This window comes from Vibrio sp. J1-1, from assembly GCF_021728395.1.
Lineage (GTDB): Bacteria > Pseudomonadota > Gammaproteobacteria > Enterobacterales > Vibrionaceae > Vibrio.
Genome location: NZ_JAKKCM010000053.1, coordinates 1 through 1,055 on the forward strand (window position 1 = coordinate 1; position 1,055 = coordinate 1,055).

Genomic DNA, 1,055 nt, shown 5'->3' on the forward strand with positions numbered 1-1,055 from the left:
GGCTTTGTTGCGGAATTCAACTTGAGAGCGAACACTAGCAAAATCGTTTGCATTTTAAACGATATACTGAGTTTCGGGCATACCTATCCCTGTTAGCTTGTTGAGTGCTTTGATCATGGCGTATGTCTCCCCAACTTGTGCGTTGTAATTTCGAAGCGTGAGTGAAGCGCCTAGTAGTTGTTTTACGCGATACATAGCGGTCTCCGACAATGAACGCCTGTGGTAACCATACTTTCGTTTCCACTTTTTGTTCGAACCATAGAGCTTTTGGCAACCAACCGCCAGATTACGTGGATGACCTTTTTCCCAGAAGGCGGCTCCTTCACGTGGAGGGATTAGAGGTATCGCTTTCTTAACCCTAATCGCCCTGTGGCACTCCCTTGTATCGTATGCGCCATCTCCCGAAATTTCCTTGATGGATCGGCGTGTTTGTTTGAGTAAATTTGGGAGTACTTCCGCATCTGTCACGCCTGAAAGTGTCAGTTCAGCTGCAATAATTTCATGAGTGTCAGTATCAACAGCAAGATGGAGTTTACGCCAGACTCGACGCTTACCATCGGTTCCGTGCTTTTTCACTTTCCATTCGCCCTCACCGTATACCTTGAGCCCAGTTGCATCAATAGCCAGGTGTTGGATAGCGCCTCGTGATGGGGCTTTGAAATTAACCTCTACATCCTTAGCTCGGCGACTGATGCAAGTATAGTGGGGACAAACCAATGGGACGTTCGCCAATCTAAAAACAGAGTCGATAAAGCCTTGTAGCGCCCTTAAAGGTAAGGAAAAAATGCGCTTTACCATGAGAGCAGTCGTGATAGCGAGATCACTAAACAATCTTGGTCTACCACGTTTATCCTGTTTAGATTGTTTCCACTCAGATATGGCCTCTTCGTCAATCCAAAACGTGAGTGAACCTCTGTTGATCAAGGAGTTATTGTACTTGCACCAGTTAGTGGTTTTGTAGCGAGGCTTCGGCATCTAATCAAAGTCAGTGAATGAATGTCCCTGATCTGATCGTAAGATTTTGATTTAGTTCATTCGATTTCCGCAACAAAGCC

General features: G+C 45.7%; 1 protein-coding gene. It reads right to left on the bottom strand.

What is annotated here, in order from left to right:
• Positions 1 to 54 precede the first annotated feature (54 nt).
• Positions 55 to 975 (bottom strand): IS5 family transposase, encoded by a 921-nt coding sequence (locus L3V31_RS22000; RefSeq protein ID WP_237319372.1) that lies wholly within the window; start codon positions 973 to 975, stop codon positions 55 to 57.
• Positions 976 to 1,055: the final 80 nt, after the last annotated feature.

Bases quoted from the DNA above. Each gene is read 5' to 3' on its own strand.
- L3V31_RS22000 (WP_237319372.1), bottom strand. From the start codon at position 975: ATGCCGAAGCCTCGCTACAAAACCACTAACTGGTGCAAGTACAATAAC.